This window comes from Streptomyces sp. NPDC036984, assembly GCF_055607665.1.
Genome location: NZ_JBVJRL010000021.1, coordinates 32,991 through 50,610 on the forward strand (window position 1 = coordinate 32,991; position 17,620 = coordinate 50,610).

At 74.2% G+C, this 17,620-nt stretch carries 9 protein-coding genes; 3 read left to right on the forward strand and 6 right to left on the reverse strand.

Going from position 1 to position 17,620, the window contains the following annotated elements:
• Nucleotides 1-90 precede the first annotated feature (90 nt).
• The 3 genes from ACZ7DL_RS30230 to ACZ7DL_RS30240 all read left to right on the forward strand — a co-directional run bounded on the left by ACZ7DL_RS30230 (nt 91) and on the right by ACZ7DL_RS30240 (nt 8,945).
• Complete coding sequence (locus ACZ7DL_RS30230) at nt 91-7,428, forward strand: amino acid adenylation domain-containing protein (RefSeq protein WP_470778931.1); 7,338 nt, start codon at nt 91-93, stop codon at nt 7,426-7,428.
• 130 nt (nt 7,429-7,558) lie between these two features.
• A complete protein-coding gene (locus ACZ7DL_RS30235; protein ID WP_470778933.1) occupies nt 7,559-8,545 on the forward strand; it encodes a TauD/TfdA family dioxygenase in 987 nt (328 codons plus the stop codon).
• A gap of 265 nt (nt 8,546-8,810) precedes the next feature.
• Nucleotides 8,811-8,945 (forward strand): hypothetical protein, encoded by a 135-nt coding sequence (locus ACZ7DL_RS30240; protein WP_470778935.1) that lies wholly within the window; start codon nt 8,811-8,813, stop codon nt 8,943-8,945.
• Nucleotides 8,946-9,151: 206 nt separating this feature from the next.
• Here ACZ7DL_RS30240 and ACZ7DL_RS30245 read toward each other — a convergent pair whose 3' ends face one another.
• From ACZ7DL_RS30245 to ACZ7DL_RS30270, 6 genes are all read right to left on the reverse strand, one after another.
• Nucleotides 9,152-11,446, reverse strand: a complete 2,295-nt coding sequence (locus tag ACZ7DL_RS30245; RefSeq protein WP_470778937.1) for a lantibiotic dehydratase — start codon at nt 11,444-11,446, stop codon at nt 9,152-9,154.
• Between the two features lie 11 nt (nt 11,447-11,457).
• Entirely contained in the window at nt 11,458-11,721 is a 264-nt protein-coding gene (locus ACZ7DL_RS30250) for an acyl carrier protein (RefSeq protein WP_470778939.1), read from the reverse strand.
• Nucleotides 11,722-11,823: 102 nt separating this feature from the next.
• Nucleotides 11,824-12,786, reverse strand: a complete 963-nt coding sequence (locus tag ACZ7DL_RS30255) for a threonine ammonia-lyase (RefSeq protein WP_470778941.1) — start codon at nt 12,784-12,786, stop codon at nt 11,824-11,826.
• Nucleotides 12,783-14,336: an amino acid adenylation domain-containing protein gene (locus tag ACZ7DL_RS30260; protein ID WP_470778943.1), complete on the reverse strand. Its 1,554-nt coding sequence runs from the start codon at nt 14,334-14,336 to the stop codon at nt 12,783-12,785. Before ACZ7DL_RS30260 ends, ACZ7DL_RS30255 begins: the two co-directional genes overlap by 4 nt.
• A complete protein-coding gene (locus tag ACZ7DL_RS30265; RefSeq protein WP_470778944.1) occupies nt 14,333-16,654 on the reverse strand; it encodes a lantibiotic dehydratase in 2,322 nt (773 codons plus the stop codon). The genes ACZ7DL_RS30260 and ACZ7DL_RS30265 overlap by 4 nt, the downstream gene beginning before the upstream one ends.
• Nucleotides 16,647-17,600 carry an ornithine carbamoyltransferase gene (locus ACZ7DL_RS30270; RefSeq protein WP_470778946.1) on the reverse strand — a complete coding sequence of 318 codons (954 nt, stop codon included), beginning with the start codon at nt 17,598-17,600 and terminating at the stop codon, nt 16,647-16,649. The genes ACZ7DL_RS30265 and ACZ7DL_RS30270 overlap by 8 nt, the downstream gene beginning before the upstream one ends.
• Nucleotides 17,601-17,620: the final 20 nt, after the last annotated feature.

Consider the following 17,620-nt stretch of genomic DNA (forward strand, 5'->3'; position numbering starts at 1 on the left):
GCCGTCGGCCCGGCCGCCGTCGGCAGGCTGCTGCCCGGCCGGTGGACCGTCGCCGGACCGGACCCCGTCGCTCGCACAGGAAGGCGAAGGATGAGCACGAGCCCGAGCTCCCGCACGGAGCTGCTGCAGCGACGCCTGCGCGGCTTGACGAAGAAGCGGCAGGACGGGATCGTCCCCGCTCCCCGGGACGGCGCTCTCCCGCTGTCCTTCGCGCAGCACCGGATGTGGGTGCTCGACCAGCTCCAGCCGGGCGGTACCGAGTACCTGATGCCGCTGCTGCTGCGCCTGCCCGGCCCGGTCGACCCGGTGGCGCTGCGGCGGGCCCTGGACGCGCTGGTGGCCCGGCACGAGGTGCTGCGCACCCGCTACCCGGCGGTCGACGACGAGCCGGTCCTGGTGATCGACGAGCCGGGCCCGATCGCCCTGACCACCGTGGACCTGCGCGGTGCCGACAACCAGGACGGCGGGCCCGGCGATGCCGTCGCGCAGGCCGAGCGGCGGCTCGCCGAGCTGGTCGCCGAGGACGGCCGGCGCCCCTTCGACTTGGCCGCCGAGCACCCGGTCCGGGCGCTGCTCGCCAGGCTCGGCGAGGACGCCCACGCACTGCTGCTGACGCTCCACCACATCGCCTCCGACGGATGGTCCGAGGGCGTGCTGCTCGGCGAGCTCGACCAGCTCTACCAGGCGTTCGCCGCCGGGCAGCCCGCCCCCCTGGAACCGGCTGGCCTGCAGTACGCGGACTTCGCCACCTGGCAGCGCCAGCACCTCTCCGGCGACCGCCTGGCGGCCCAACTCGCCTACTGGCGCACCACCCTGGCCGACCTCACACCGCTGGCGCTGCCCACCGACCGGCCGCGCGGCTCGGTCCGGGACGCCGCAGGCGCCACCGCGGCCTTCACCATCCCCGCCGACCTGGTACAGCCACTGGTCGAGTTGGGGCGGCGCCAGGGCGCGACCCCGTTCATGGTGTTCCTGGCCGCCTTCCAGCTGCTGCTCGGCCGCAGCTGCGGGCAGCGCGACGTGGTGGTCGGCACCCCGGTGGCCGGCCGGGACCGGCCCGAGACCCAGGCCATGGTCGGCCTGTTCGCCAACACGGTGGCGCTGCGCACCGATCTGTCCGGCGTCCCGTCCTTCCTCGAACTCCTGGACCGGGTCCGGGAGACCGCGCTCGGCGCGTTCACCCACCAGGAGGCCCCGTTCGAGCGGCTGGTGGACGAGCTGGCGCCCGAACGCGACCCCTCCCGCAACCCGATCTTCCAGGTGGTCTTCCAGCTGACCGCCCACACCCCGGCCGAGCCCGGCGCGCTGCGCGCCGGGCGGCGGCCGGTGGACTGGCGCACCGCCAAGTTCGACCTCGGCCTGGCGCTCGCCGGCACCGACGAGGGCGCCATCGCCGGCCAACTGGAGTATGCGACCGCGCTGTTCGACGAGGCCACGATCCACCGGACGATCGCGCACTACCTGCGGCTGCTGGCCGACATCGTCGCCGAGCCGGGCAAGCCGGTCGACCGGCTCGAACTGCTGCCGGACGCCGAACGCGCACTCCTCGCCTCCTGGAGCGGATCCGGCCGCAACTACGCCGCCGAGCGCACCCTGCCCGAGGTCTTCGAGCACTGGGCCGGCCGCACCCCCGACGCGCCCGCCGTCAGCTGCGAGGACGCCTCGCTCAGCTACGGCGAGCTGAACGCCCGGGCCAACCGACTGGCCCATCGGCTGCGCGCGCTCGGCGCCGGCCCGGAGAAACTGGTCGGAGTGCGGTTCGAGCGGGGGCTCGACCTGGTGGTGGCGCTGCTCGGCGTGCTCAAGTCCGGGGCCGGCTACCTCCCGCTGGACCCCGGCCAGCCGGCCGACCGGCTTCGCTACATCCTGGCCGACGCCGGGGTGATCGCCCTGGTCGCCGACCGGCGCACGGGCGAGGAGGCCGTCACCACCCTGCTGTTCGGCGAGGACGACCAGCAGTGGCCCGACACAGACCCGGTCCCGCTCGCCAGTTCCGGCAACACCGCGTACGTCATCTACACCTCCGGCTCCACCGGAGTGCCCAAGGGCGTCCAGGTCACCCACGCCAACGTGCTGCGGCTGCTGGGCTCCTGCCAGCAGGACTTCGGCTTCGGCCCCGAGGACGTGTGGACGCTCTTCCACTCCTACGCCTTCGACTTCTCGGTCTGGGAGCTCTGGGGCGCGCTGCTGAACGGCGGCCGGGTCGTGGTGGTGCCGTTCGCCGTCTCGCGCTCGCCGCAGGACTTCCTTGACCTGCTGGTCACCGAGCGGGTCACCGTGCTCAACCAGACCCCCTCCGCGTTCCGCGGTCTGCAGGAGGCGGTGGCGCTGGCCGACCTGCGGCCCGGGGCCCTGGCGGTGCGGACCGTGGTCTTCGGCGGCGAGGCGCTGGACGTCACCGAACTGGCCCCCTGGTTCGAGCGGTTCGGCGACCAGCGTCCGTCACTGGTCAACATGTACGGCATCACCGAGACCACCGTGCACGTCACCCACCGCCCGGTCCGGGCCGGCGAGGCGGCCGGTGCCCGGCGCAGCCCGATCGGCCGCCCGCTCGGTGACCTGCGGCTGTACCTGCTGGACCCCGACCTCAATCAGGTGCCGATCGGCGTCCCGGGCCAGCTTCACGTCTCCGGGCCCGGCCTGGCGCGCGGATATGTGGGCCGTCCGGGCCTGACCGCCGAGCGGTTCCTGCCCGACCCGTTCGCCACCGTGCCGGGGGCCAGGATGTACCGCACCGGCGACCTTGCGCGCTACGGCGCCGACGGCGAACTGGAGTTCCTCGGCCGGGCCGACGAGCAGGTGAAGATCCGCGGCCACCGGATCGAGCCCGGCGAGATCGAGGCGGTCCTCGGCAGCCAGCCCGAGGTGGAGAGCAGCCTGGTGATCGCGCACCGCCGTCCGGGCGAGCGGGAGGCCCGGCTGGTCGCGTACGTCACACCGCGGGCCGGCCACTCGGTCGAGGTGGCGGAGGTGCGGGCCCGGCTCGGCCGGACGCTGCCCGATTACATGGTGCCCGCCGTCTTCGTCCCGCTGGACGCGTTCCCGATGACGGCCAACGGCAAGATCGACCGCCGCGCGCTGCCCGACCCCGAGGCACACGGCGCCCGCGGAGCGGGGGAGTACGTCAACCCCCGGACCCGGACCGAGCAGATCGTCGCCGAGACCTGGGCCGAGGTGCTCGGCCTGCCGAAGGTCGGTGCGCTCGACAACTTCTTCGAGCTGGGCGGCGACTCGATCCGTGCGATCAAGGTGGTCGGCGCGCTGCGCCGGCGCGGGATCGACCTGACGGTGCAGAACCTGCTGGTGCACCAGAGCGTCGAGGCTCTGGCCGGGTTCGCCGCGACGGTCGCGCCCGGGGAGCAGACGAGCGTCGAGGAGGAGCGGGTGGCGCCGTTCGTGCTGCTGTCGCCCGCCGACCGCGCGGCCCTGCCGCCCGGCCTGGTGGACGCCTACCCGCTCGCGATGGTGCAGGCCGCGATGGTCTACCAGATGCTCGCCGACCGGGACGAGAGCCCGTACCACAACATCACGCTCTTCCCGTTCATCGACGACGCGCCCTTCTCGCTGCCGGCGCTGCGCGAGGCGGCCGCGCAGCTCACCAGGCGGCACGAGATCCTGCGCACCGGCTTCGACCTCACCGGCTTCTCCGAGCCGCTGCAGCTCGTGCACGCCGAGGCCGTCGCCCGGGTCGGCTACGACGACCTGCGCGGGCTCGACGAGGAGCAGGTGCGGGCGGAGCTGGAGCGGTTCACCGCCGAGACCCGCCGTACCCCCTTCGACATCGGCGAGGCGCCGATGCTGCGCTTCCACGTCCACCAGACCGCCGAGGACCGCTGGACATTCTCCTTCATCGAGTGCCACGCGATCCTCGACGGCTGGAGCCACCACTCGCTGATCGACGAGCTGATGGCCGACTACCGGGCGATCCGCGCCGGACTGGCCCCGGCCGACCCGGCCGGGCACACCGTCCGGTTCGCCGACCACGTCGCGCTGGAGCGCCGCTCGCTCGCCTCCGCCGAGGACCGGGAGTTCTGGCGGGCGCGCGTCGCCGGCTTCGAGCGGGTCGCCCTGCCGTCCGCCTGGGCCGCCGATCCGCGGGCCGGCGAGCGGCCGTTCCAGGTCACCGTGGGGTTCCGGGACCTGGAGCAGGGTCTGCGCCGGCTGGCCGCCACCGCCGGGGTGCCGCTGAAGAGCGTGCTGTTCGCCGCCCACCTGAAGGCGCTGGCCACGATCAGCGGCAGCCACCGCTTCCACAGCGGCCTGGTCTGCAACGGCCGCCTGGAGACCGACGGCGGCGAGCTGGTCCGCGGCATGCACCTCAATACCCTGCCTCTCGGCGTCGAGCTGACCGGCGCCACCTGGAGCGAACTGGCCGGGCAGGTCTTCACCGCCGAGGTGGAGGCATGGCCGCACCGCCGGTTCCCGCTGCCGGAGATGCAGCGCGCCTGGGGCGAGGGCACTCCGCTCGTCGACGTCGCCTTCACCTACCTGGACTTCCACGTCCTGGACAGCCGGCAGATCGACTCCGGCAAGGTGGTCGACGTCAGCCCCAACGAGTTCGCGCTGGACGTGTGGACCTTCCCCGGGGTCGTCTTCATCTCCGGCCGGCCCGAGCGGATCAGCCGCGCCAACGGGCGCCAGCTGGCCGCGCTGTACCGGCGGATCCTCGAGGCGATGGCCGCCGACCCGCTGGGTGACGCCCGGGGCAGCCTCCTGGCCGCCGAGGAGCACGCCCGGCTGGCGCAGTTCGCGACCGGCCCCGCCACGGCCTACCCGGACGCCTGCCTGCACCAGCTGTTCGAGGCGCAGGCCGAGCGCACCCCGCGGGCCACGGCGCTGCGCTGCGCCGACGGCAGCACCCTCGACTACGCCGGACTCAACGCCCGCGCCAACCGGTTGGCCAGGCGCCTGGGCGAGCTCGGGGTGGGCCAGGAGTCCCGGGTCGGCGTGCTCCTGCGCCGCGGCCCGGAGCTGGTGGTCGCGCTGCTGGCGGTCCTCAAGGCGGGCGCCGGCTACCTGCCGCTCGACCCGGGCCACCCGGCGGCCCGCCTGACCGGACTGGTCGCCGAGACCGGTGCCCGGGTGGTGGTCACCGAGACCGCCCTGGCCGGCCTGCTCGCCGCGAGCACCGCCGAGCCGCTGCTGGTCGACCGGGACTCGGGCATCGCCGGCCAGGATCCGGGAAACCCCGGCCTCCCGGTGACGACCGATTCGCTGGCCTACATGATCTACACCTCCGGCTCGACCGGAACGCCGAAGGGCGTGATGATCGAGCACCGCAACCTGGTCAACTACGTGTGCTGGTGCCTGGACGGCTACCGGCCCCTCGGCGGCACCGGCGCTCCGCTGTACTCCTCGATGGCCTTCGACCTCCCGGTCACCTCGCTCTTCCCAGCGCTGCTCTCCGGCCAGCCGGTCACCCTGACCGAGGACGACGGCACGCCGGGGATCGACGCCCTGGTCGCGGCACTGGAGCGCGGGGAGTTCGGACTGCTGAAGCTGACACCCTCCCACCTGGCGCTGTTGAACCAGATGCTGTCGCCGCAGGCGCTGCGCCGCGCGGCCGGGCGTCTGATCGCCGGCGGCGAGGAGCTCACCCGGGAGATGGTCTCGCGCTGGGCCGAGCACGCGCCGGACACGGTCGTGGACAACGAGTACGGCCCGACCGAGACCACCGTCGGCTGCTCCCGCCTCGAAGGCACTCCGGGCGAGCTGCCGGCCGGCGTGCTGCCGATCGGGCGTCCGTTCGCCAACACCACGATGCGGGTGCTGGACCGCGACCTGCGGCTGGTGCCGGTCGGGGTGGTCGGCGAACTGTACATCGGCGGGGCGCAGGTGGCCCGCGGGTACGTCGAGCAGCCGGGGCTCACCGCCGAACGCTTCGTGCCGGACCCGTACGCGGCGCGCCCCGGCGAGCGGCTCTACCGGTCCGGCGACCTGGCCCGCTACCGGGAGGACGGGGCGCTGGAGTTTGCCGGCCGGGTGGACCACCAGGTGAAGATCCGCGGCTACCGGATCGAGCCGGGCGAGGTGGAGGCCGCGCTGCGCCGCGAGGCCGAGGTGCGCGAGGTCGCGGTGCATATGGTCAGCACGCCGGGCGGTGAGAAGGAACTGGCCGCCTACCTGGTGCCGGCCGGCGGCTGCACGCTCGATCCGGTGGCGCTGCGCGACCGGCTGGCCCAGGTGCTGCCGGCCCACCTGGTGCCGTCCAGGTACCTGGTGCTCGACGAGCTGCCGATGACCGCGAGCGGCAAGATCGACCTGGCGAGGCTGCCGCAGGACACCCAGCCGGTCTCCGCCCGCCCTTACCGCGCACCGCGCACGGCCGTGGAGAACATCCTGGTCCGGGCCTGGGCCGCGGCGCTCGAGCGCGAGCAGGTGGGGATCGACGACAGCTTCACCGAGCTGGGCGGCCACTCGCTGACGGTGATGCAGGTGATCACCAAGCTCCGGGCCGAGCACGGCTACAAGCTCACCTTCCAGGACTTCTACCGGCACCGGACGGTGGCCGAGCTGGCCGCCGTGGTGACCGACGCCCAGGCCGCGGAGGACGCGGGCGACCCGGACGGCCCGAGCGGCGCCCAGGCCAGGGCGGCGGACTCGATCGTCTGGCTGCGCCGCACCGGCAGCCGGCCGCCGCTGTTCTGCGTGCACCCCGGCAGCGCCCACTGGTTCGCCGAGCTGGCCGACCACCTGGACCCGGACCAGCCGGTGGCCGCCTTCGAGTGGCCGGGTCTGAGCCGTCCGTGCCCGGCGCCGGAGAGCGTCGAGCAGGTCGCCGAGCTGAACCTGGCCGAGCTGCGGCGGATCGCCCCCAGCGGTCCCTACCACCTGCTGGGCTGGTGCGGCGGTAGCCAGATCACCACCGAGATGGTGCGCCGCCTGCACGCGGCGGGCGAGGAGGTGACCTTCCTGCTGCTCGACCCCGCCCTGGACACTTACGAGCGGGAGAACATGCACGAGTTCGTCCGGCGGTTCGAGCGGGCCGAGGCGGCGTTCGCCGAACTCGCCGACGCCGCACGGTGCGGAGCCGGCCCGGATCGGGTAGCCGAGCTGCGGCAGCGGGCCGGTGACCTGCTCAACGGGATCCTGGACGACGGAGAAGTGGCTCCGCCGGAGCCGGGCGACGACTTCTGGCCGGGGCGGATCCGGGTCTGGCGGGAGCTGCTGCAGACCCGGCTGGCCTACCGCCACACGCCGTACGAGGGCCGGCTGCACCTGCTCGCCGGTGACGACGTCGCGGCGGGCGAGCACGAGGTCGCGGAAGGGGTCAGCTTCGAGGACTTCACCGCGCGCTGGCGGGAGCTGGCCTCCGGCGGGCTGACGGTCCACCGGGTGGGCGGCAACCACCTGGGCGTCCTGAAGGCGCCCCATGTCGCCGAGGTGGCAGCGGTGTTGACCGGTCTGCTGGCCGGCGAGCAGCAGTAAGCACGCGGCCGGGGCGGGTGGCCGGGCCCGCCCGGTGACGGACGCACCGGCCGGCGCGTGCACGACCACCCGCCGGGTCCGCCTCCGAGCCCGGCCGGGACCACTTATCACCGACGAAGGAAGCGAACCGATGCCCCCCGTTCTCACAGCGGACTCGCACGACAGCGTGGTGACCCTGGACCCCAGCGCGTCCATGGCCGTCGAGAGCCTGGCCGCCGACCTCCTGTCCTTCGCGGACGGACAGATCGACGACCCCGCCTGGATCCGCCAAGCCGGCCGGCACCGCCACGAGCTGCCCGCCCCCCTGCGCAGATCCCTGGCCGACTTCGGCCGCGACCCAGGACCGGCTGGCGCGCTGCTGATCCGTGGCCTGCCCGTCGACGAGGAGCTGATCGGGTCGACCCCCATGGTCAGCGGCTCCGTCCAGCGCGAGGCGACCATCCCCGCGGCCGCCCTGATGCTCCTCACCCACGCGCTCGGCGAGCCGATCTCCTTCCGGCCCGAGAAGTCCGGTGCGATGGTCCACGACGTGGTCCCGGTGCCGGGCAGCGAGGAGCTCCAGGGAAACGAGGGGTCGGCCCTGCTGACCTTCCACACCGAGAACGCCTTCCACCCGCACCGCCCCGACTTCGTCCTGCTGCTGTGCGTGCGGGCGGACCACGACCGGGTGGCCGGGCTGCGCACCGCCTCCATCCGCCAGGTCCACCACCTGCTCGGCGACACCCACCGGGAGGCGCTCTTTCAGCCCGAGTTCAGCACCGCGCCGCCGCCCTCCTTCGCCCTGCCCGCGGCGCACTCCCGGCCGCACCCGGTGCTCAGCGGAGCGCGCGAAGACCCGGACCTGGTGGTCGACTTCGCCGCCACCGAGCCGCTCACCGAGCGGGCGGCGCAGGCCATGCTCGAACTCCAGCGGCTCTTCGCGGCGCACGCGCTCACCCACCACCTGCTGCCCGGTGACCTGGCGATCGTCGACAACCGGGTGACCACGCACGGCCGCACCGGTTTCGCGCCGCGCTATGACGGACGCGACCGCTGGCTGCACCGCACCTTCGCGACCCAGAACCTGCGCCGCTCACGCGTCCACCGGGCCGGCGACGGCCACGTCGTGACCGGCTGACATGAAGTCAGCGGCGGCCAGGACCCAGTGAAGCAGCCGATCGGCGAGGTGCCACCGTCTCGTTCGCCGATGTCCTGATGCACGGTCCCGGCCGGCGGCGAGTCGCCCGTCGCGGCCGAGTGCGTTCTGCGGCCGGCTGGAATCGGCGTCCCGGTCAGCACCGGTGCGTCCCGGGCCGGCTGCCCGGAGACGGTGGCGTTCACCGCCCCGCGTCCGCACGGGCCGACCCCCGCCGCGGTGGCAGCGACGGCTGACCCGGGCCGAGATGGTGCTGCTCGGCACCTGCCCGCGACCGGTCCCCGTGATGGCGGCGGCCTTCTGCGCGGCGCCGGCCCGCGCGGGGGTGCGCCTGGCGGCCTCCTCCTTCGACTCCAGCCGGTTCTCCGGGTTCTGCCCGTAGACGCAACTCGGCTCGGCCGTGCGCACGTTGTGCGAGGCCTTCGAGACGTCCTGTTCGGCACCGGTGAACCGGCCGAGCCACGGCGGTCGGGACGGCTGCCGTGGCTCGGCCGACCGGTCCCTCACGGACCCTCAGTGTTCCCTTCCGCCTGGCATGGCGACAGGCTGCCCCCGGTTGGTACTCGGGGGCGGTCCGTCCGTCCGGCGTCAGTCGCTGAGGGCGACGAAGCGCAGTTCGCTGGTGTAGCGGTTGCCCTGGTCGTCGGTGAGCCAGGTCTGCTCCGGGCTGGGCAGCATCTCGGTGACCGTCAGCCGTCCCTCCGGGTCCTGCCGGGCCAGTCGGCGGACCGCCTTGGCGAACAGGTTGACGTACGCCGGACTCTCGAAGTCCACGAAGAACGGCCGGGGTTCGGTCGGCGTGGTGACGAAGACGAACCTGGGCAGCCCGCTCGCGGCCTGCCAGCGGCGGACCCGGACGAAGCGGCGCGCCTCGTTCCTGTCCTGGGCGCAGTCCAGCGCGCCGGCCGCGTACCGCCAGGTCTCCCGGGCCAGTACCAGCCGGTCCACGGTGATCCGGGGCGTGTGGTCGGCCTCCGGCAGCAGCCGGCACAGGTCGATCACCAGCGTGGTCAGCACGTGTGCGAACACGTCCAGCACGCCGAAGACCGCGCCGTCGGGCAGCCGGACCGCCAGGCGGCCGTCCTGCCGCTCCACCACCGCCTCGGCGCTCGGCACGGTACGCTCCCGTTGCGGGTCGGCACCGTGGTCGAGCAGGGCGACCTGGTAGTCCTCTGGGCGGACCAGGGCGTGCCGGACCCGGGTGGAGAGCCGGGCCCGGTGCTCCTTGGGCAGCAACGGCATCAGCCGCGGCCGCGGGTGGTCCAGGTCGGTCTGCGCGAACAGCTCGGCCGGCGCCGGGTGCTGGTGGACGAAGAGCGAGGCACCGAGGGTGTTGATGGCCACGTGCAGCTCGCCGAGCACCATCTCGAACTCGCCCCGTTCGACGGCCCGCGGGCCGTCGGCGGCGAGCATCACGTCCGGGCTGAGGTAGCGGGCCGCGGTCCAGTCGGCCGACCGCTCGTCGAAGGCGGCCCGCACCGCCCCGGCGATGTCCGCGGCGGCGACCGTGACATTGCCCTCGTGTTCCGGGAGGCGCAGGATCGCGGACCAGCGGTGCCAGAACTCGCGCTGCAGGGCGGCCGCCTCGCCGGCCGCGTCACCGTGCAGGATCGGCATGCAGGCGAACCAGAACGACGCCAGGTCCACCGGTCCGCCGGCGGCCGTACTCAGCCGCTCGTGGACCTGTTCGGCCAGTGCCAGCACCCGGGAGGCCAGCCGGGAGGTGAGCCAGCCGGCGCTGGTCATCAGCAGGTCCAGCGGCTCCAGCGCCCGCAGCACCTCGGCGCCGACCGTGGCGGTCGCGGCCCTGACGCCGTCGGAGTAGACGAGGGTGCGGCAGGGCGCGGTGGTGCTGCCCTTCTCGCGCGCCGCCGGTGTGTCGGTCAGCTCCCGGAAGTCGGACTCCAGGGCTGCCAGCGCCGCGGTCAGCTCCGGCCCGGTGGCCGCCGCGGCGACCCCGGCCCGGCCGCGTTCGAGCACCTCCAGCATGCCGAGGCCGCGCCGGCGCGCCGGCTCGTCGCCGACCCGTTCCAGCCAGTCCCGCAGGTGGCGCTCGGGGTGGGTGCCGGCCGGCACCTCCAGCTTGCGGACGATCCAGCGCCGCCGGACCAGCTGATCGAGCAGGTTCTCGACCTGCTCGGGCGTGGCCCGGCCGGCCAGCTCACGCCGGATCTCCCGGGCCGGGCGCAGGCCGTCGCACAGCCGCAGGGCAGCCAGCTCCAGCTCGGTGGCCGGCTGCGCGGGCCGGCCGGGCAGCAGAACCGCCGCAGCGCCGGTCCGCAGGTACGGCATGCGGCGCGGGGCGACCCATTCGCGCAGCCGCGGGTCGGCGTCCAGGGCCTTGGCCAGTTCGTCGATCGACCAGCTGGAGAAGTAGACCTCGGTCCTGGTCACCAGGCCCTCGCCCGGCTCGACCGTCACGCCGCGCCGATCCGGGTCGAGGGTGCCCCAGCCGACCGGGCCGAAGAAGCCGATGGTGTCGTTCTTGACGCAGAACCGCTGCCAGTAGTGCGCCACCAGCTCCTCGCGCTGGCGGTGGCTGCTGGTCCGCCCGGCCGCGCTCGGCTCCCAGCGCACGAACGGCTCCACGGCTCGGCCGACCACCGCCCGGTTCTGCCAGGCCACCGCGGCCTGGAAGTCCGGTCGGGCGGCGATCCGTTGCAGCTCCCTGGCGCCGTCCACCGCGGCCTCGGCGAAGGCCGCCTCGAAGGCCTTCCAAGCGGGCCCGGTCAGTGCGGCGCGCGGTCCCAGGGCGTCGGCCGCCCGGGCCAGTTCGGGCGCGGCCAGCCGCAGCACCCCGTCGGCCGGGAAGCCCGGCCCGCGCAGGGCGAACTGCCGCCACAGCTGCCACTTGTCCCCCAGCGGGACGGTTGTCCCGGCCATGGTGCCTCCTTCTAGCTCAGGCCGGCGTCGGCGATGACGACCATGGCGAGGTCCTCGGGCGACGGGTAGGTGAAGACCAGGGCGACCGGCACCTCCACACCAACGGCCTGCTGCAGCCGGGCGGTGATCTGGAAGGCGCTGAGCGAGTCGCCGCCCGCCTCGAAGAAGTCGCTGAAAGTGTCCAGCTTGTCGTCGCCCAGTGTCTCCCGGTAGAAGGAGGCGATCAGATCGGGCAGTTCTGCCGCTGCCACCTGCGGGCTGTGCGTGCTGGTCATCCGGTACCTCCGAGTGAGTAACCGCTTGCTGTACGGGTGAGTCGGCGCAACGTCATGGAACGGTGCGGTGCCGCCAGCGCGGTGCCGGCGGTGTCGCGGGGGTCAGACCGCATCGCCCGGGGGGCGGGCCGGCAGCCTGGCGGACAGTGCGGCGGGCGTGTTGCCCCCCGACACCACGACGGCGACGCACTCGCCGCGCAGCCGGCGGCCCGCCGCACAGAGCGCCCCGGCCAGCGCGACGCTGCCGCTGGGCTCGGCGGGGACGCCCGCCCGGTGCAGCAGCCGCATGGCCCGCAGGATCGCCTCGTCGGCGACCTCGACCAGCGCGTCCACCCGCTCCTGGACGATCGGGAAGGTGACGGTGCCCGGCCGCTGCCCGCGCAGCCCGTCGGCGACGGTGGCCGACGGCGGCACGGCGACCGGTCGTCCGGCGGCCAGCGAGCGGGCGTACCGGTCGGCCCCGGCCGGCTCCACGCCGACGATCCGCACCGGGTGACGGGCCGCCCGCGCGGCCAGGCAGATGCCGGCGAGCAGGCCGCCGCCGCCGGTCGGGACGAAGACGGTGTCGACCTCGGGTGCCTGCTCGAAGATCTCCAGGCCGACCGTGCCCTGGCCCGCGACCACCAATTCGTGGTCGGAGGAGGGCACGAGCAGCGCGCCGGTCCGCTTCGCGTGGGCCAGCGCCTGCCGTTCCCGCTCGGCCACACCACTGTCCACCCGGAGTACCCGCGCGCCCAGCGAGCGGATGACCCGCTCCTTGTCCGCGCTGGCCCCGGCCGCCATCACCACGGTGACCGGAACGCCGAGGGCCCGGCCGTTGCGGGCCACCGCGATGCCGTGGTTGCCGGAGGAGCCGGTGACGATCTCGCCGGCGGTGGCACCGGCCATCGCGTTGGCGGCGCCGCGGACCTTGAAGGAGCCGCTGTACTGCAGGTGCTCGGCCTTGAGCAGGATGCCGGGCAGCGCGTCGAGGGCCAGCAGCGGGGTGCGGCGCACCCGGGCGGCGATCCGGTCGGCCGCCGCCCGGACGTCCGCCAGCCCGAGTCGGGTCGGCAGGGCCGTCACGGTGTCCGGTCCGGGGGCGGGGAACTCAGCGCGCGGCGGTCGGCCTTGCCGGAGCGGGTGGTCGGTACCCGGTCGATCCGGGCGAAGCGGCGCGGCATCAGGTGGAACGGCAGGGTCCGCGCCAGGTGGGCGCGGAGCCCCGCGTCGGTCACCTCGGCCAGTGACCCGGAGACGTGGGCGACCAGGTAGGTGCGGCCCTGACCGTCGGTCTCCGCGGTGACCACGGCGCCGGTCACCGCGGGGTGGCCGAGCAGCTCGCCCTCGATCTCGGCCGGGTCCACCCGGTAGCCGCGAATCTTGATCTGCCGGTCCCCGCGGCCCAGGTACTCCAGGTTGCCGTCGGGCCGCCGCCGGGCCAGGTCGCCGGTCCGGTACATGCGCGCGCCGGGCGGGCCCGCCGGATCGGGCAGGAAGCGCTCGGCGGTCAGCGCGGGGCGACCGCAGTAGCCGCGCGCCACGCCGACGCCGGCGATGTGAATCTCCCCGACCTCACCGTCCGCCACCGGGTCGGACCCGCCGTCCAGCAGCCGGACGGCGACCCCGTCGATCGGCGTGCCGATCAGGTCGGCGGTGGTCTCCGGCCGCTCGGGCAGGTGCAGCCGGGTCGAGGTCATGGTGCACTCGGACGGACCGTACTGATTGACCAGCCCGCCGCCGAGCGCCCGGTGGCCGCCGGCGGTGAGGAACGGCCGCAGCGACTCCCCGCTGGAGACGACCAGCCGCAGTCCGCGCAGCTCCGCGGCGATCGTGTCGTGCCGGGTCAGGAAGGTGAGCAGCGACGGCGTGGCGCTGAGCACCGTGTCGACGCCGAACCGCCGCACCGTCTCGGCGAAACCCTCCGCCCGGAGCAGCACCGAGCGGTCGGCCAGGACCAGCCGGGCGCCCGCGACCAGCGGGGCGAAGGTGTCCCGGATGGACGCGTCGTAGCCGAAGGGGGCCAGCTGCAGTGCGGTGGTGTGCGGACCCAGCCCGTAGTCGCGGGCTATGAACCGCAGGTAGCGGGTGAGCCCGCGGTGCTCGATCAGTACCGCGTTGGGCGTACCGGTCGAGCCGGACGTGTGCGAGACGTACGCCAGCGAGGGCGCCAGGATCTGCGGCAGCCCGGTCGGCGCGCCCGGTTCCGGCGTGCCTTCGCAGCCCGCCATGGTCTCCTCGTCGATCAGCACGGTCGGCCCGGGGAGGGCCAGTTGGAGCTTCTCGGCCAGAGCGGCGGTGGTGAGCAGGACGCCGGTCCGGGCACTGTCGACCATTGCCTGCAGCCGTGGCGGCGGCGCGTCCACGTCCAGGGTGAGGAAGGCGCCACCGGCCCGGGAGACGGCGGCCATCGCCACCACGGCGTGCGGGCCGCGCTCCAGCGCCACCGCGCAGACCCGCTCGGTACCGACCCCGCGCGCGGCCAGCAGCCGTGCCAGTCCGTCGATCCGGACGGCCAGTTCACCGTACGTGAGGACGCCCCCCGAGGTGATCACGGCGGGTGCCCCGGGCCGACCGGCGGCGTGCGCCGCGATCGCGTCGACGTAGCTCGGTTCCACGGTCGGCTCTCCGGTCATCCGGCACCGCCCGGCAGCTTGGAGCGGTCGACCGCGACGAAGCGCAGCTCGGAGGTGTACCTGTTGCCCAGGTCGTCGGTGAGCCAGGCCTGTTCCGGGGTGGGAAGCATCTCGGAGACGGCCAGCCGGGCCCACGGGTCCCGGGCGGCCAGCCGGCGGATCGCCTTGGCCAGGATGTTGATGTACACCGGGCTGTCGAAGTCCACGTAGAACGGCCGGGGTTCGGCGGGCGAGACCACGAAGACGTGCCGCGGCAGCTCCGTCGCGGCCTGCCAGTGGCGGGCCCGGACGAACCGCTTCGCCTCGCTCTTCTCGGTGGCGAACGGCAGTTGACCGGCCGCGAAGCGCCAGGTCTCGCGAGAGATGACCATCTTGTCCACGGTGACCCGGGGGGAGTGGTCGGCGTCCGGGCGGATCCGGAACCGGTCCATCACCCGGTTGGTCATCGCGTGGCAGAAGACGTCGAGCAGGTCGAACACGGCGCCGTCGGGCAGTTCGGCGACCAGCCGGCCCGCCCGTTCCTCGACCACCACGTCCGCACAGCGGACGGTGCGCGGCCGGCGCGGGTCGGCCGTGTGGTCCACCAGCGCGACGTAGTAGTCCTGAGGTCGGTCCAGTGCCGGGCGGCTGCGCGCGGACCAGCGGATCAACGGCAGTTCCTTGGGCAGCATCGGGACCAGCCGGGGACCGGGGAAGTCCGCCGTGGTCTCCGCGATCAGCTCCTCGCGGTCCGGGTGCTGGGTGACGAAGAGCGAGGCACCCAGCGTGTTCATCGCCACGTGCAGCTCGCCGAGCACCAGGCTGAACTCGCCCCGCTCCACGGCCCGGAGGTCCTTGGCGATGAGCATCACGTCGGGGCTGGCGTAGCGGGACAGCGACCATCCGGTGCCCGGCTCCCCGAACGCCTTGTGGACCTGCTCGGCGATGTCGGCGGAGGAACGCTCCACCCGCCGGACACCCGCGGGGGCGGCGATGACGGCCGCCCAGCGCTCGCGCAGCTCCGCCTGGATGGCGTCGATGTCGGCGATCGACCGGCTGTGCGGGGCGGGCAGGCACTCGAACCAGAGCGAGCCGAGGTCCACCGTCCCGTGCCGCGCGCACAGCCGCCGGTACGCCTCGGTGATCCGCGCGCCGACGGCCTCGGCGAACCGGTCGGTCATCCAGCGGGAGGCGGTCAGGCACAGCTCCAGCGGGGTGAGGGCCTCCAGCACCGCACTGCCGACCCGGGCGGTCGCGGAGCGGCGGCAGTCCGCGTACACCAGTGAGCGGTTGGGCGCCGTCCTGGCCCCCTTCTCGCGCTGCGCCGGAGCCTCCGTCAGGCGAGCGAAGTCGGCCTCCAGGGCGGCGAGCGCCGCGACCAGCTCCTCCGCGTCGGTCCCGGCGGCCTGCACCCGGTCCCGGCCGCGTTGCAGCACCGCGAGTCCGGCCAGGGCCGGCTCGCGGACCGCCGGGTCGCCGACCCGCTCCAGGGTCTCGCGCAGGTGGCGCTCGGGGTAGGCGGTGGCGGGGATCTCCAGCCGCCAGGAGATCCAGCGCCGCCGGACCAGCTGGTCGAGGAGCTCTTCGACCCGCTGCGGCGCGGCCCGGTCGGCCAGCTCCCGCTGGATGTCCCGGGCCGGACGCACCCCGTCGCATCGCAGCAGCACCTGGCGTTCCAGCTCCGACACCGGCTGCGCGGGTCGCCCCGGGAGCCGTACCTGCGCCTCCCCGATCCGCAGGTACGGCAGTCGGCGCGGCGCCAGCCAGGGGCGCAGACCCGGATCGCGGTCCAGCGTCCTGGCCAGCTCGTCGATCGACCAGCTGGAGAAGAAGACCTCGGACCGGGTGGTCAGGCCCGTACCGCGGTCCACCTCGACCCCGCGCAGCTCCGGGTCGAGGGTGGCCCAGCCGACCGGGCCGAAGAAGCCGATGGTGTCGTTCTTGACGCAGAACCGCTGCCAGTAGTGCGCCACCAACTCCTCGCGCTGGCGGGGCATGCTGGTCCGGCCGACCGCGCTGGGCGTCCAGGCCAGGAACGGCGCGATACCGGTGTGCAGCACGGCCCGGTTCTGCCAGGCCACCGCGGCCCGGAAGTCGGGCCGGCCGGCGATCGTCTGCAGCTCCCTGGCGGTCTCCACGGCCGCGGCGGCGAAGACGGCCTCGAAGGACTGCCAGTCGGCTCCGGCCAGCTCCGCCCCGGTGCCGAACCGGTCGGCCGCCTCGGCCAGGCCCCGCGGCGCCAGCCGGAGCACCCCGGTCACCGGGAAGCCGGGTCCGCGCAGCGCGAAGTGCCGCCACAGGCGCCAGCCGCCGCCGGGCAGCAGCACGGGCTCATGCATCGCCGTCTCCCGCCGGGGCTCCGCCGACGCACCACTCCAGCACCGCCCGGGCACTGTGGTACTTGTTCTCGGCCTGCTCGAAGGCGATCGAGGCGGGCCCGTCCAGCACCTCGGCGGTCACCTCGTCGTCGCGGTGCGCGGGCAGGTCGTGCATGAACAGCGCGCCGGGACTGGTCTCCATGACGGCCTTGTCGACCCGGAACGGCTCGAAGGCACGCCGCCAGTCGGGGTCGGCCTTGGTGGTGCCGGTGGTCTGCCAGCGAGTGGTGTAGACGACGTCCACCTCGGGCAGGTCGGCCGGGTCGTGCCGTTGCGTCACCAGCGCGCCGCCGGCCGTCGCGTACTCGGCGGCCCGGTCGAGGTAGTACTGCTCGACCCCGTACCCCTGCGGAGTGCGCAGGTGCAGCTCGGTGCCGGGGTAACGGGACAGCGCCAGGGTCAGCGCCGAGGCGGTGTTGTTGCCCTCGCCGAGGTAGAGCACCCGCAGGCCGTCGATCCGCCCGAACCGGCGCAGCAGCGTGGTGAGGTCGGCGAGCGCCTGGGTGGGGTGCTCCGCGGCGCTCATCGCGTTGATCACGGCCATCCGCCGCTGGTCGGCGAAGGCCCGCAGCTCGGCCTCGCCACCGGCGGTCCTGGCCACCAGCACGTCGAGCATCCGGGACAGCACCGCGGCGGTGTCCTCGACCGTCTCCCCGGTGTTCTCCTGCAGGTCCCCGGGGCCGTAGGTGATCAGCCGGCCACCCAGGCGCAGGGCGCCGGCCGAGAAGGCGGTGCGGGTGCGGGTGGAGGTCTTGCGGAACAGCACGCCCACCACGGCGTCGTGCAGCGGGCGGGCGTCCTCGTGGCGGCCGGCGGCGAACTCGACACCCCGCCGCACGATGCCGTGCATCTCCTCGAAGCCGAGGTCGTCGATCGAGATCAGGTGTCGGCGTAGCGGACCGGACATCTGCAGTCTCCTTCCTTCCT

Excerpts from the sequence above, each read along its gene's own strand:
- ACZ7DL_RS30265 (WP_470778944.1), bottom strand. The coding sequence starts at position 16,654 with ATGCATGAGCCCGTGCTGCTGCCCGGCGGCGGCTGGCGCCTGTGGCGG.
- ACZ7DL_RS30245 (WP_470778937.1), bottom strand. The coding sequence starts at position 11,446 with ATGGCCGGGACAACCGTCCCGCTGGGGGACAAGTGGCAGCTGTGGCGG.
- ACZ7DL_RS30230 (WP_470778931.1), top strand. The coding sequence starts at position 91 with ATGAGCACGAGCCCGAGCTCCCGCACGGAGCTGCTGCAGCGACGCCTG.
- ACZ7DL_RS30250 (WP_470778939.1), bottom strand. The coding sequence starts at position 11,721 with ATGACCAGCACGCACAGCCCGCAGGTGGCAGCGGCAGAACTGCCCGAT.
- ACZ7DL_RS30270 (WP_470778946.1), bottom strand. The coding sequence starts at position 17,600 with ATGTCCGGTCCGCTACGCCGACACCTGATCTCGATCGACGACCTCGGC.
- ACZ7DL_RS30235 (WP_470778933.1), top strand. The coding sequence starts at position 7,559 with ATGCCCCCCGTTCTCACAGCGGACTCGCACGACAGCGTGGTGACCCTG.
- ACZ7DL_RS30260 (WP_470778943.1), bottom strand. The coding sequence starts at position 14,336 with ATGACCGGAGAGCCGACCGTGGAACCGAGCTACGTCGACGCGATCGCG.
- ACZ7DL_RS30240 (WP_470778935.1), top strand. The coding sequence starts at position 8,811 with ATGGTGCTGCTCGGCACCTGCCCGCGACCGGTCCCCGTGATGGCGGCG.